Below are 11,890 nucleotides of genomic sequence, written 5' to 3' on the forward strand. Positions count from 1 at the left end.
CAGATTTGCGGCCGATCAAGTGACGCTTATCAAATTTGAGTTGCAGGAATCGAATGCAGATCTTCACTGAAGTCGCCGGCGCTCCAGCCTTTTCAAGCACACCGCCGGTCATCCGGCGGCTGCTTGCTGATCTGGGCATTACCTGTCGAGAAGTCCGCGACCACCCCGGGCTCAACCCGGGCTGCAAGGTCCAGGCTGTGTTGCTCGAGGACTCGGTGGGCGTGCTGATGGTGCTGTTCGCGCAGAGCCACTTGCTCGACCTCAATCGTCTGGCTGATTTAACCGGCCGGCGCATGACGGCTATCGCACCTGAGCGGCTTGAGCAGATGCTCGGCAGACACAACCTGAGCCTGTTGCCGGGCGTGCCGGCACTCATCGGCTCGCCATGTCTGTATGAAGAGCAATTGCTGCAGCAGCCTCTGTTGCTGGTCGGCGGGGGGGAGCCCGGTTTGTGGCTGGAGATGACCCGGGAAGACTTCAAGCTTCTGCTGAGCAATGCCAGCGGCGGTCGTTTTGGCGAGTCCGTGAGTGCCATCACGCTTAACCCTGATCATGCCGACGATGATGGCGCGGCGATCTGCCGGGCGGTCCAGGCATTCACCGCGCGACGAATCCAGCAACGGCTGGAAGACACCATCGAGTTGCCGCCCCTGGCCGAGAGCGTGCGCAAAATCATGCGGTTGCGGGTCGACCCGAACGTGACCATCGATGAAATTACCAGTGTTGTCGAAACCGACCCGGCGCTGGCGGCGCAGGTCATGAGCTGGGCATCGTCGTCGTACTACGCCTCACAAAGTAAAATCCGTTCGGTTGAAGACGCCATCATGCGGGTGCTGGGGGTCGATCTGGTGATCAACCTTGCGCTGAGTCTGGCGCTGGGAAAAAGCCTGGGTGTGCCCAAGGATCATCCGCAATCAAGCGTCCCCTACTGGCAGCAGTCGATCTACACGGCAGCGGTCATCGAAGGGCTGACCCGGGCCATGCCCCGGGCCCAGCGTCCGGAAGTCGGCCTCACCTACCTGGCCGGGCTGTTGCACAACTTCGGCTATTTGCTCCTGGCCCATGTGTTTCCGCCGCACTTCTCATTGATTTGCCGTCACCTTGAAGTCAACCCGCACGTCAGCCATGGCGTCATCGAACAGCATTTGCTGGGCATCAGCCGCGAGCAAATGGGCGCCTGGGTGATGCGGTACTGGGGCATGCCGCCAGAATTGGCGACGGCGTTGCGTTTTCAACACGATCCGCACTTTAGCGGCGCTGATGCACACTTCCCGAACCTGGTCTGCGTGGCACTGGGGTTGTTGCGTAGCCGGGCAATCGGCACCGGATCCTGTGCGCCACTTCCCGACGCCGTGTTCGAACGGCTGGGCGTCCCCCGCGAAAAGGCTGAAGACGTTGTCAGCAAAGTGTTGGAGGCGGAGGTGCTGTTTCGCGAAATGGCAGCGCAATTTGGCCGGGCTTAGCCCGCCGTTACCTGTAGGAGCGAGCTCTTCCAAGCGTAAACAGCTCGCGAGGTAAGCTCGCTCCTACGGTTGAAGTATCAGGCCTTGGGCTTTTTGCGCGGTTTGAGGTACTTGGTCAGGCCCTGGAACCAGATGACCAGCGCCGGGTTGCCTTTGATCTGAATCGATTTGTCCTGAATCCCGGTCATGAATGCCAGCTGCTTGTTCTTCGCCTGCAGCGTGGCGAAGCCGTAGGCTGCATCTTTAAAACTGATGGAAAATGCAGGGTCGGGGTACGTGCCCGAATGGCTGGTGATGCGCTGATCTTTGACTTTGAAGTGACGGGCCACTGTGCCATCGAGGGTTTGCAGCTGGAAAACCAGGTCCTTATCGACCAGTTGCTGCTGAAAAGCAGGGTTTTTACGGCTGGCTTTGCCCATCAAAAAGCCCAGCATCCAGAGCAGAAAACGAAATTTCATGTACGCGGCCTCGGGGAAAAATTAAATAGCCGGCGCAGTGTAACGATTTGAACGAGGAACGCCATATATCTGCATGGATTGGCGTAGATGGTGGGGGTTTTGCCACTTATGGCCGCACGATTGAGTGGGAAGATATCAAGAATGGGCCGCTAGCCGAGCCAGCTTGCCCATTCTTCAAGGCCGTTACGAGCAGCGGCCACTCAGTGCTTTATGGATTGACGCTGTCTTTCAGGAACTTGCCCGGCTTGAAAGCGACGGTGTTGCTGGCCTTGATTTTTACCGGCTCACCGGTTTGCGGGTTCTGTCCGGTGCGAGCGCCACGATGGCGCTGAATAAAGGTGCCGAAACCGACCAGCGTCACGCTGTCTTTGCGATGCAGGGCCTGGGTGATTTCTTCAAGCACTGCGTTGAGTACGCGGTTGGCTTGCTCTTTGGTGAGGTCAGCCTTTTCGGCGATAGCGTTGGCGAGATCTGGTTTACGCATGATGAAGCCTCTTTGACGGTTTTTTGTTGTTATGTCCGTGCTGCTCTCTATGGAGCAGCGCCAAGGCGCCGCAGGCTCTACTCTGCGGCAGACCGGTGTGAGAATGGCACGCGGCCAAGGCCGGCGCCAGCCTCTGCACCGGCTTTGTTAAAGCAAGGCAATGTCATATGCGACAGAGTTAACCGTATTTACGCCAAAAGTGCCGGCAGCTCTTTGTTCAGCGCCAGTTTTTCGCGAACAGCCTCACCCGTCAGTGCATAACCTAGCAATTTGCCTTCAGCATCGCGGCACAAGGCTTTGATATCTGCGCCCTGGCCTTCCACGGTCCAGACCCCTTCATGGCCACGTGGCACGGGTGACACCACCAGCGGGCAAACCGGGGTTTTGACCGTAATCGGCATCGCACCGTAGCTGACAGCAGTGGGATTGCCTGCGAGGGTTTGTGCCAGTGCCCGGGCGCAGCTCATCAGCGGCATCACATACAACAGGCTCAGCCCATCGACCTCGGCGCAGTCGCCCAGGGCATAGATGTTGTCATGGGAGGTTTTGAGCAGACGGCTCACCTCGATCCCGCGGTTGACCCGGATCCCGGCGGCAGCCGCCATATCGATGCGCGGACGCAAGCCAATGGCCGATACCACCACATCGCAGTCGATCACGCTGGCATCTGACAAATGTGCCTGGAGTCCGTCATCGGTGCGCTGCAGGCGGGTCAGAACCGGGCCCAGGTGCAGGCGCGCGCCCAGGCTTTCAAGGCCCGCCTGGACTGCTGCCGCCGCCGCGGGGTGCAACAGGGTTGGCATGACTTGCTCGCAGGGTGCGACCAGATCAACTTCATAGCCGCCTGCGATCAAGTCATTGGCAAACTCGCAGCCGATCAGGCCTGCGCCCAGAATCAGAACCCGACGCTTGCCCGCGGCGGCTGCGCGGAAGCGGGCGTAATCTTCGAGGTCATTGATCGGGAAGATTGAATCCTGGGCATCCCCTTCCACCGGCACCTGCACCGTTTGCGCGCCCCACGCCAGAATCAGGTCGCGATAGGCAACGGCTTCTTCACCGATCCACAGCTGCTTGTGGCCCGGGTCGATTCCGCTGATGCGGGTATGGGTACGCACCTGGGCATTGAGCTGTTGTGCCATGGCTCCAGGCATCGCCATGCTCAGGCCGTCAGCTTCTTTGTTCTTGCCAAAGCCGGTGGACAGCATGGGCTTGGAGTAGGAGCGGCCGTCATCGGCCGTGATCAACAGCAGCGGGGTTTCGCTGTCCAGCTTGCGAAACTCCCGGGCCAGGTTATAGCCCGCCAGCCCGGTACCAACGATCACGACAGGTGCGTTCATTCCAATCTCCATGGGGTGAGTCAGGTTTTGAGGGGGGTAGATCAGTTGATTTCGATCATCTCGAAATCCATTTTGCCAACCCCGCAGTCCGGGCACAGCCAGTCTTCAGGTACGTCTTGCCACAGCGTACCGGGAGCAATGCCGTCATCCGGCCAGCCGTCGGCTTCGTTATAAATCAGTCCACATACGATGCATTGCCACTTTTTCATCGGGTTCTTCCTCAAGTTCAGGCTAATACGAGGCCACAGGCTTTTTCAGATTCGCCAGGTCTCTCGTCAATTCAGGGCGTTTTGTACTGATGACGACCGGTAGATGCAAGCACGATCGCTGCCAAATAATCCTCGGCCGCTCAATCAAAGATCCGCGTGATAAGCTCGCCGGCCTCAATGGCTGCCAATTATGACCCACTGTGCCGCACATAACTTACCCGCTGATCTCCCCTGTCTGGCTTGAAAAAGACCAGCTTCCTGCATTGCCTGATGAGCAAACCCTCGACTGGTTGTTCGATCAAGGCTCTTTGACCCGACGTCTGACTGTGCTCTCGGAGGGTGCCTTTAGTGTGCAGCCGCTCTTTGAGGGCTGGCAGGCCTTGCGCCAGGATGAATGTGCAGCCCTCAGCCTGCCCGAAGGCAGCCAGGGCTGGGTGCGCGAAGTGTATTTGCACGGGCATCAACAGCCGTGGGTGTTTGCCCGCAGCGTGGCGGCGAAAAGTGCGCTGGAAGATGGCGCACTGAACATGGACGAGCTGGGCACCCGATCTCTGGGTGAACTGCTGTTTTGTGATCAGGCTTTTGCTCGCGGCGCCTTGCAGGTGTGTCACTACCCCCGGGGCTGGTTGCCTGCCGCCGATCAGGCAGATCAGCTATGGGGCCGCCGCTCGCGCTTTGTACGCGGAGCGTTGAGCGTGCTGGTGGCCGAGGTGTTTTTACCCAAACTGTGGGCCGCCCTGAGTGCCCGGCCGGAGAACAACTGAATGTACGTGCGCCTGCTCAAGTCACTCAATCGCCTGAACCCTCGCGCCTGGGACTTCATCCAGCTGACCCGCATGGACAAGCCCATCGGCATCTACCTGCTGCTTTGGCCCACGCTGTGGGCGCTGTGGATTGCCGCCAAGGGTGTGCCTTCGCTGAGCAACCTGCTGATCTTTGTGTTCGGCGTAATCCTGACCCGTGCCGGCGGTTGTGTAATCAACGACTTTGCCGATCGCAAAGTTGATGGCCACGTCAAACGTACAGAGCAGCGGCCGTTGGTCAGCGGAAAAATCAGCGGTAAAGAGGCGTTGGTGTTTTTTGCGCTGCTGATGGGGATAAGTTTCCTGCTGGTGCTGTGCACCAATGCCCCGACCATCTGGCTGTCATTCGGCGGTCTGGCGCTGGCGGCGAGCTACCCGTTCATGAAGCGCTACACCTACTACCCGCAAGTGGTGCTGGGTGCGGCGTTCTCATGGGGCATGCCCATGGCATTCACCGCTGAAACTGGCAGCCTGCCTGCCGCGGCATGGTTGCTTTATATCGCCAACCTGCTGTGGACCGTGGGCTACGACACCTATTACGCCATGACTGATCGTGAAGACGACCTGAAAATCGGGGTCAAATCCACGGCCATTCTGTTTGGCGATGCTGATCGCGTGATCATCCTTACCCTGCAAGGCCTGGCGCTGGGTTGTCTGCTGCTGGCGGGCGCGCACTTCGAGCTTGGCGTCTGGTTCCACCTCGGCCTGCTGGTCGCGGCCGGGTGCTTCGTGTGGGAGTTCTGGTATACCCGCGACCGCGACCGGCAACGTTGCTTCAAAGCCTTCCTGCACAACCACTGGGCCGGCTTGGCAATTTTTGTGGGCATCGTGCTGCATTACGCATTGGGTTGACTGAACGGACCCTGCAGGAGCGAGCTGGCTGTCGAATTGAAAAGCTCGCGAGCAAGCTCGCTCCTACAGTTGCTTGGGCACCAGTCGCAAGACGCTGCGGGTGTTGAGCTGGATTTCTGTCTCGTCGATATGCGGGATGCTGTAGTCGCCTTCAATGTAGGGTCGGGCCTGGTCGCGGTAGTGTTTGTCGAAGGGTACGCCGCTTTGCCCTAGCGGGTTGATGGTCAGGCTTTGGTACGGCTCGGCAAAGTCGATCAGACGTCTGGTTGAGGGGCCGTAGGTCACTGCCCAGGGGGCCGGGCCGAGTTTGGCGCTGAGATTGTTGGGTACTTCGTGGCTGCCGGGGGCCTCGAATGGACCGACGTTAAACAGCCAGTCCAGCGGTTTCTGCCGCCCCAGCGGGTGGTCATGGGTCAAGGTGTGCGCCTTGCCCCAACGCCATTGCGCCGGGTCGTCGCCCATGGTGGCTTTCAACTGCGCAATGCTGGTTTGCCAGGCGACCTTGACTGTCTCGGCCCGGGTCTCTTTGTGCGCCGTATTACGGTTGTCCCACCACGGCGAATCCGGGTTTGCGGCGAGGCGTGGCAAGGCGGCGTCGATCACCCGGGTGCTGAGCAAGGTGTCGAAATAAACATCCCCCAACTCATCACTCATCGCTGCGTCAGCCAGGCTGAACAGAAGCTGGTTGAACAGCGTGGCGGCCGTTGAGTCCAGCGGATAATCGCCCTGCCATTGCGCCAGTTGTTCTACCAGCTGGCGTTCGGCCGGATCGCTGACTACTTCACGCAGCACTGGCAACAGCGGTTTGAGCACACGCTGCCCGTAGTCGGTGCGGGTGCCCAGTTGCAGCGCCTGGCTGTTCTTCAGGTTCCATTTCACGCCGGGTTCGCTGAGCTGGCGATTGAGTTGCTGGCCGCGGTCCGCCAGGTTGTAGTAACCGGGGATCTCTATGCCGGCAGGCGATACCGGCTGAAAGTTGGCCGATACGATATAGCCCCGCGCGGGATTCTCTTCCTGGGGGTTGGCGCTGAACGGATAAAAACCGACTTTGTCTGCCTGGCTGGTACTGCCGTCCAGAATGAACGCGGGATTGACCCCTGCCGGGCGTTTGGGCAATTGCGCCGCCGCCCACCAGCCGATGTCGCCCTTGGCATTTGCCCACACCAGGTTCAGGCCCGGTGCGTGAATATAGGTGGCGGCCGTGCGGGCCTTGCCCAAGGTGTCGGCGCGGTTGAGCTGGTAAAAGCCTTCGAGAATCGGGTCCCGGGTTTCCAGAAAGCCCCACCACATTGCAATCGGCGTGCTGCCGGCGGCAGAACCGAGTACATCGTTGATGATCGGACCGTGGGGGGACCGGCGCAGGGTGAGGGTCACCGGTGCCTGGCCTTTGACCGCAATCTGTTGCTCGCTGCTGCTCATGTCGACCCACTGGCCGTGGTACCACACCTGATTCGGGTGGTCGGGATTGGTCTTCTCTGCGATCAGGTCCAGATCATCGTTCTGGAACATGGTCAGGCTCCAGCCAAAATCGCGGTTGTTGCCCAGAAAGGCGAACGGCACCAGGGCCTGATGGTAGCCATAGAGCTCAAAATCGGGCGCCGAGAGCTGCGCTTCGTACCATACCGCCGGCGCCGAGAAGCGGATATGCGGATCGCCTGCCAGTAGCGGTTTGCCACTTTGGGTACGTTTGCCCGACACGACCCAGGCATTGCTGCCTTCGAACTGTGGCAGGCCGGCCTGATTCAAGGCCTGATCGCTCAGCCGGGCGAGGGAACCGAGGTTTTTCCAGTCGTTGCTCGACAGTGCCGGGCTCAGCACGCCCCGGGGCTGCCAGTCCAGGTCGAAGACTTTCAGGTAGTTGCTGCCTAACTGGTCACGTACGTAAGTCAGCAATGGCTCCGTACGAAAGGCGACTGCAAAGCTGTAAGCCATATAGCCGGCGACGCTGATCGTGTCTTCGGCGGTGAATGGCCGCGGAGTGATGCCCAGCAGGTCAAATTCCACCGGTCTGGCGTGGCTTGCCTGGTACTGGTTGATCCCGTCCAGATAGGCTTGCAGGGCCAGCCACGAAGGTGACTGATAGTCCAGTTCGGCGACATAGCTGGCGGCACGTTCGCGAATGCGCAGGCTGCGGAACAGTTTGTCGGTATCGATCAGCTTGGGGCCGAGTACCTCGGCCAGTTCCCCCCGCGCCAGGCGACGCATTATCTCCATTTGAAACAGGCGGTCCTGCGCCTGTACATAGCCAAGGGCGCGGTACATATCCGTCTGGTTAGCTGCGCGGATATGCGGCACCCCGCGCTCGTCATACCGTACCGCGACCGGCCCCTGCAGCCCGTCCAGCGCTACCTGGCCCTGGCGGGTGGGCAGCTTGCTTTGCACATACCAGACGCCACCGCCCGCGATGGCGGCAATAACGAGGGCGGCCAGGGTCAGGCTGCGTTTCATGGTGCAACTCCTTGTAATTGGTTCGCACCGAAGCGCCTTAGGGGGAAGCGCGGTCATTCTGCCACGGGCAATAGCAGCCCACGGCCATGGTGTGGGTGGCATTTACCGGGCGGCCTTCGTTCAGGGCCTGCAGGACGGGTTCGATAAAGCTGTTGCTGGCGTTGCAGGTGGCACCTTCGCTGTAGGGGCCAAAGTAGGCCAGATGGCCGCTGCGGTCCCAGATAGCCACGGCCGGGCTGGCGCTCAGATGCTCGGCGCCGGGCAGGCTGGCCAAGGGCTTTATCGCGCCCAGGGTGGCGGGTAACTGGCCATGGGTGCCGGGCTTTTGCACGGAGTAGAACGCGACGCCCAGCGGCACGTAATGCGCGAGCAATTCGCTGAGGTGTTGTTGGTTACCGACATTGCACGGGCAGGCCGGGTCCCAGAAATGCACCACGCGGATGGGCCCCGGGCCTGACAGCTCGGCGGGCAGGCTCAGGACATCTCCGGCGAACAGTGCGGTCTGGTCGCTGAAGGCGCGGATATAGCGGCCCTGGAACCAGTCGTAGGCCGTCCACAACCCCGCTGCACATATCAGCACCAGCAGGCAGGCAAGCAGGGTTTTTAAGGTGGGCAAAGGCATGCAAAAAGGTCCTCGAAGGCCGCGTAGCTTGCCATGCTTGAACGGACAGATGAATATCGTCGGTCTATAAAGCCTGTTTTGCGCACGTGCGCCCCGTCTGGAAATTCTTATGCCTGCCCCGTTTGCCCCCGATTCCTTGCGCGCCAGCTTGCAGCCTTTGCACGATGGCCAGCCATTATCGCGCGAGGGGCTGGCGTATCAGCAGTTCTACGGGCTGGATTTTGCGCAGCGCAAGGTGCCGGTGCGCCGGCAATTGGGGCGCTTCAGTGCCGGCGGCTACGAGCTGGTCAGTCAGGTCTGGTGGCCAGCGTCCACCCCGGTGGCGACGCTATTCGTCATCCATGGTTTTTACGATCATATGGGGCTGTATCGGCACGTGATTGAGTGGGGCCTGGATCACGGATTCGTGGTCATGGCCTGCGACTTGCCGGGGCATGGGCTTTCCAGTGGCGAGCGGGCCAGCATTGATGATTTCGCGCAGTACCAGGCGGTGCTGCAAGGTTTGTTTATCGAGGCCCAGTCACTGGCCTTGCCGCAACCCTGGCACCTGTGCGGGCAAAGTACCGGTGGCGCGATTGTGCTTGATCATGTGCTGCGTCAGGGTGATCAAAGCCCGGCACAAGGGCAGGTGATTCTGCTGTCACCGTTGATCAGGCCCAAGGACTGGAATTGGTCGAAGTTCAGCTATTACCTGCTCAGAGCCTTCGTCAAAGGCATTGCCCGGCGTTTCAGCGAGAACTCCAACGATCCCGACTTCTTGCCGTTCCTGCAGGCCGATCCGTTGCAGCCGGTGCGTCTGCCGACGGCCTGGGTCGGTGCGCTGGCGCGCTGGATTCCGCGTATTGAAAGTGCGCCAGCCTGCTCCCGGCGGCCCTTGGTGATTCAGGGCGAAGCGGACAAAACCGTTGATTGGCGGCATAACCTTGAGGTGCTGAAAACGAAATTCGATCAGCCTCAGGTGCTGTTGCTGCCAGAGGCACGGCACCATCTGGCGAATGAAACTGCCGAGATCCGCGAGCGTTATTTCGCGTTTCTGGATCAACATCTGTAGGCGCGAGCTTGCTCCTACGGGACGTTGGTTATTGCGACAGGCTTGACGTGCTTTGGCCCACGGCCAGCCCGGCGCGAATAGCTGCCAGTGCCGCCTGATAATAGGCTTTCCCGGCAGGCGACTCTGCAAAGGTGACGAACTCTTCCAGTTCCGGATCAGACAGGTCGCGATACACGTAGAGCAGCGTGTTATCCAGTTCACCGGCAAGTTGTTCCATCAAGCGCTGGCGCTGGCCATTCAACATGCCTTGGGCCTGACCGCCTCCGAGCAACCCCGGGATCATCGAACTCAAACTGTCTGCTGCAATCCCGGCAATCGCCAGAGTGACTTCCGCGCCGGCTTCACGGGCTGGCAGCGCCCGCGACAAGTGGTTGATCAGCAGTTGACGGGTGGCGCTGGCCTCGATGCGCGGCAAGCCTTGGGCGTGTTTGGCCAACTGATCGCGGCGGGTGGCCAGCAGTTCAGCAGCCACAATCTGGCGGCCCAGCGGCGACTGGAAAAAGGTCAGTGCGGGAACAGGGTCTGGCAGGTGGTTACGCATCTGCTCTTTGGCGCGCCGGTCCATTGCTTCGGGGGCAAAGCGCAGGCTGCTGTTATTGACCAGGGCCTGATAAACCGCCGGCGGCAAGTTATTGCGATAGCGCTCCTGGGCGGCAGTAAGGGCATCAACAAAATGCGCGCGCTGTTCTGGCCACCCGGCAGTCGTAAACAGATCATCGAGGTTATCTGCCCATGCGGGTAACGTGCAAAACATCATCAATAGTAAAAACAAGCGGCGCATGAGGGACTCCTGTCTGCAGGGCGCTATTGTCCGGGTGCGGCGTAGGACTTGTCGAGAATTCGCTCGTTCCAAGAGGCTTTAAATACTCCGGTTGATTATTTCTGCTCCGCCAGCTCGACGGAGCTGTCGGATTTTCAGGCGTGTCGATATTATGCGCGGCATGCAAATACCTACTGATCATCCGCTGTTGCTACGCATCGTCGACGACCTGTACGCACAGGGATGGTCACAGCAAAACATCTTTCTGCCCGAGGCTTTGACCCTCGAACTGGCGGCCGAGTGCCAAAAACGTTCGGCCGAAGGTGAACTGACCCCGGCCGCAGTCGGAAGGGGCATTACCCAGGAAGTCCGCGAGGGTATACGCGGCGACCATATTCAATGGCTGGAGCCGGGAGAGGTTTTAGCCTGCGACAATTATCTGGGGTTAATGGAAAGCCTGCGAATCGCCATGAATCGCAGGCTTTTTTTGGGCCTGGAGGACTTTGAAAGTCATTTCGCCCTCTACCCGCCCGGAGCTTTCTACCTCAAGCATCTGGACCGTTTCCGCGATGATGACCGGCGCATGGTCTCGGCCGTGGTTTACCTCAATCAGGCATGGTTGCCTGAGCATGGCGGGCATTTGCGCATGTATCTGGATGGCGACCTCGACTATGACGTACTTCCGGTTGGCGGTTGTCTGGTGGTATTTCTCTCGGGCGAGATTCCCCACGAAGTCATGCCCGCGACCCGCGACCGCCTGTCGTTGACCGGTTGGTTTCGCCGGCGCGCCACCGAGGTATTTGTATGAGCCAGAAGTTGCTGGTCAGTCGTTGCCTGTTGGGCCATCGCGTGCGCTATGACGGCGGCGCCAGTGGTCCGTACGGGCAATTGGCCCGATGGCAGGAAGAAGGCCGGATCATTGCCTTGTGCCCGGAAGTTGCGGGCGGCTTGCCGACGCCGCGTGCTCCGGCAGAAATACCCGGCGGCCAGGGGAGCGATGTGCTCAACGGCCTGGCGCCGGTGATGACCAGCGAGGGTGAAGATGTGACCGCGGCCTTTATGGACGGGGCACAACAGGCGCTGGCGTTGGTGGTTCGGCACGGTATTGGTATTGCTATCCTCAAGGCTAATAGTCCGTCTTGCGGCAATGTGCAGACCTATGACGGCAGCTTTGGCGGGATCAAGGTTGCAGGCCAGGGCGTCACGGCGGCATTGCTGGCGGGGGCCGGGGTACAGGTATTTAACGAGCTGCAGCTGGAAGACGCCGCGCGGGCTCTAGCGCAGCTTGAGGCCTGAGGATTTGCGGGCCGGCCGGGAAATACCGGCGCGAGCAAACCCGCTCCTGCAAGGGCGTGTAGAGCGTATAAATGAGTTCAGGTAATATCCGGTGCCATTTTGCCCAG

Annotated in this window: 13 protein-coding genes; 6 read left to right on the top strand and 7 right to left on the bottom strand. The window is 60.1% G+C overall.

The features are described from left to right. Positions 1–53 precede the first annotated feature (53 nt). On the top strand, positions 54–1,463 hold the full coding sequence (locus tag FEZ21_RS04150) for an aminoacyl-tRNA deacylase and HDOD domain-containing protein (protein ID WP_003437756.1): 1,410 nt from the start codon (positions 54–56) through the stop codon (positions 1,461–1,463). A 77-nt stretch (positions 1,464–1,540) separates the two neighbouring features. Here the strand turns inward: FEZ21_RS04150 and FEZ21_RS04155 are convergent, their stop codons facing one another. The 4 genes from FEZ21_RS04155 to FEZ21_RS04170 all read right to left on the bottom strand — a co-directional run bounded on the left by FEZ21_RS04155 (position 1,541) and on the right by FEZ21_RS04170 (position 3,951). After that, a complete protein-coding gene (locus tag FEZ21_RS04155) occupies positions 1,541–1,921 on the bottom strand; it encodes a hypothetical protein (RefSeq protein ID WP_003437753.1) in 381 nt (126 codons plus the stop codon). A gap of 208 nt (positions 1,922–2,129) precedes the next feature. Beyond that, on the bottom strand, positions 2,130–2,405 hold the full coding sequence (locus FEZ21_RS04160) for an HU family DNA-binding protein (protein WP_003437750.1): 276 nt from the start codon (positions 2,403–2,405) through the stop codon (positions 2,130–2,132). 188 nt (positions 2,406–2,593) lie between these two features. Continuing rightward, positions 2,594–3,742: an NAD(P)/FAD-dependent oxidoreductase gene (locus FEZ21_RS04165; RefSeq protein ID WP_003437746.1), complete on the bottom strand. Its 1,149-nt coding sequence runs from the start codon at positions 3,740–3,742 to the stop codon at positions 2,594–2,596. Positions 3,743–3,783: 41 nt separating this feature from the next. After that, the gene (locus FEZ21_RS04170; protein WP_003437744.1) at positions 3,784–3,951 is read right to left on the bottom strand and encodes a rubredoxin; all 168 of its coding nucleotides are present in this window, start codon (positions 3,949–3,951) and stop codon (positions 3,784–3,786) included. Between the two features lie 200 nt (positions 3,952–4,151). Here FEZ21_RS04170 and FEZ21_RS04175 point away from each other — a divergent pair, with 200 nt between their 5' ends. Both FEZ21_RS04175 and ubiA read left to right on the top strand, forming a co-directional pair. Next, the gene (locus tag FEZ21_RS04175) at positions 4,152–4,715 is read left to right on the top strand and encodes a chorismate lyase (protein ID WP_003437740.1); all 564 of its coding nucleotides are present in this window, start codon (positions 4,152–4,154) and stop codon (positions 4,713–4,715) included. Then, positions 4,716–5,606: a 4-hydroxybenzoate octaprenyltransferase gene (ubiA, locus tag FEZ21_RS04180; protein ID WP_003437737.1), complete on the top strand. Its 891-nt coding sequence runs from the start codon at positions 4,716–4,718 to the stop codon at positions 5,604–5,606. A 63-nt stretch (positions 5,607–5,669) separates the two neighbouring features. On the opposite strand, the gene FEZ21_RS04185 is transcribed toward ubiA, so the two are convergent. Both FEZ21_RS04185 and FEZ21_RS04190 read right to left on the bottom strand, forming a co-directional pair. Then, entirely contained in the window at positions 5,670–8,054 is a 2,385-nt protein-coding gene (locus FEZ21_RS04185) for a penicillin acylase family protein (RefSeq protein ID WP_160626496.1), read from the bottom strand. A gap of 37 nt (positions 8,055–8,091) precedes the next feature. After that, positions 8,092–8,676: a DUF6436 domain-containing protein gene (locus tag FEZ21_RS04190; protein ID WP_160626497.1), complete on the bottom strand. Its 585-nt coding sequence runs from the start codon at positions 8,674–8,676 to the stop codon at positions 8,092–8,094. A gap of 109 nt (positions 8,677–8,785) precedes the next feature. Between FEZ21_RS04190 and FEZ21_RS04195 the strand changes: the two genes are divergently transcribed. After that, positions 8,786–9,727 (top strand): alpha/beta hydrolase, encoded by a 942-nt coding sequence (locus FEZ21_RS04195; RefSeq protein ID WP_160626499.1) that lies wholly within the window; start codon positions 8,786–8,788, stop codon positions 9,725–9,727. 28 nt (positions 9,728–9,755) lie between these two features. Here FEZ21_RS04195 and FEZ21_RS04200 read toward each other — a convergent pair whose 3' ends face one another. Beyond that, positions 9,756–10,508: a DUF2059 domain-containing protein gene (locus FEZ21_RS04200; RefSeq protein ID WP_003437731.1), complete on the bottom strand. Its 753-nt coding sequence runs from the start codon at positions 10,506–10,508 to the stop codon at positions 9,756–9,758. 151 nt (positions 10,509–10,659) lie between these two features. Here FEZ21_RS04200 and FEZ21_RS04205 point away from each other — a divergent pair, with 151 nt between their 5' ends. Next, positions 10,660–11,295, top strand: a complete 636-nt coding sequence (locus tag FEZ21_RS04205; RefSeq protein WP_003437729.1) for a 2OG-Fe(II) oxygenase — start codon at positions 10,660–10,662, stop codon at positions 11,293–11,295. Further along, positions 11,292–11,783, top strand: coding sequence for a DUF523 domain-containing protein (locus tag FEZ21_RS04210; RefSeq protein WP_003437728.1), 492 nt, complete (start codon positions 11,292–11,294; stop codon positions 11,781–11,783). The genes FEZ21_RS04205 and FEZ21_RS04210 overlap by 4 nt, the downstream gene beginning before the upstream one ends. Positions 11,784–11,890: the final 107 nt, after the last annotated feature.

Source organism: Pseudomonas sp. 9.1(2019) (genome assembly GCF_009910445.1).
Taxonomy (GTDB): domain Bacteria; phylum Pseudomonadota; class Gammaproteobacteria; order Pseudomonadales; family Pseudomonadaceae; genus Aquipseudomonas; species Aquipseudomonas paraversuta.

Coding starts and splice junctions, on each gene's coding strand:
- FEZ21_RS04150 (WP_003437756.1), top strand. CDS start 54: ATGCAGATCTTCACTGAAGTCGCCGGCGCTCCAGCCTTTTCAAGCACA.
- FEZ21_RS04155 (WP_003437753.1), bottom strand. CDS start 1,921: ATGAAATTTCGTTTTCTGCTCTGGATGCTGGGCTTTTTGATGGGCAAA.
- FEZ21_RS04160 (WP_003437750.1), bottom strand. CDS start 2,405: ATGCGTAAACCAGATCTCGCCAACGCTATCGCCGAAAAGGCTGACCTC.
- FEZ21_RS04165 (WP_003437746.1), bottom strand. CDS start 3,742: ATGAACGCACCTGTCGTGATCGTTGGTACCGGGCTGGCGGGCTATAAC.
- FEZ21_RS04170 (WP_003437744.1), bottom strand. CDS start 3,951: ATGAAAAAGTGGCAATGCATCGTATGTGGACTGATTTATAACGAAGCC.
- ubiA (WP_003437737.1), top strand. CDS start 4,716: ATGTACGTGCGCCTGCTCAAGTCACTCAATCGCCTGAACCCTCGCGCC.
- FEZ21_RS04185 (WP_160626496.1), bottom strand. CDS start 8,054: ATGAAACGCAGCCTGACCCTGGCCGCCCTCGTTATTGCCGCCATCGCG.
- FEZ21_RS04190 (WP_160626497.1), bottom strand. CDS start 8,676: ATGCCTTTGCCCACCTTAAAAACCCTGCTTGCCTGCCTGCTGGTGCTG.
- FEZ21_RS04195 (WP_160626499.1), top strand. CDS start 8,786: ATGCCTGCCCCGTTTGCCCCCGATTCCTTGCGCGCCAGCTTGCAGCCT.
- FEZ21_RS04200 (WP_003437731.1), bottom strand. CDS start 10,508: ATGCGCCGCTTGTTTTTACTATTGATGATGTTTTGCACGTTACCCGCA.
- FEZ21_RS04205 (WP_003437729.1), top strand. CDS start 10,660: ATGCGCGGCATGCAAATACCTACTGATCATCCGCTGTTGCTACGCATC.
- FEZ21_RS04210 (WP_003437728.1), top strand. CDS start 11,292: ATGAGCCAGAAGTTGCTGGTCAGTCGTTGCCTGTTGGGCCATCGCGTG.